The organism is Clostridioides sp. ZZV15-6598 (assembly GCF_020657705.1).
In the GTDB taxonomy this organism is placed as follows: Bacteria; Bacillota; Clostridia; order Peptostreptococcales; family Peptostreptococcaceae; genus Clostridioides; species Clostridioides difficile_F.
The window spans coordinates 1-442 of record NZ_JAGWCS010000329.1; the positions used below are offsets into that span (position 1 = coordinate 1).

1 protein-coding gene is annotated in these 442 nt (G+C 21.5%); it reads right to left on the reverse strand.

Annotated features, from left to right (window positions below):
- Positions 1 to 442 (reverse strand): hypothetical protein (locus tag KGF50_RS21880; protein ID WP_227849995.1); only part of this gene is annotated, 442 nt, incomplete at both ends.

Below are 442 nucleotides of genomic sequence, written 5' to 3' on the forward strand. Positions count from 1 at the left end.
TCTTTATACTGTACAATATTATTATAACTTACTTTATACCAAGTATCATTTTCAAATTTGTATACTTCTGTATAAAAACTTTTACTTTCTTTATTTCTTATTATGTAATAATTATTTTCAAATTTAATATCTTGTACTTTGTAAGTTATACTTTTACCACTTCTTGATTTATTTATTATTTCAGTAAGATATTTTTTTATCTTACCATTCTCATCGCAAGTAGCAATAAAACAACCAAAATCATTCGTAAATACTTTTCCATTTATTTTTTTTATATTTTCTGGTATTCCTTCTAATTCTTTTAGACTTTTTTCCCTAGTAGTGTTTTTCTCTAACATTTGATACTTTAAATTGCTTTTTTTCAAATTATCAAAAGAAACTACAGCTCTATTCTTGTAATTATATTCTACAATTTTAACTTCTTTTAGTAATTCTATTACTC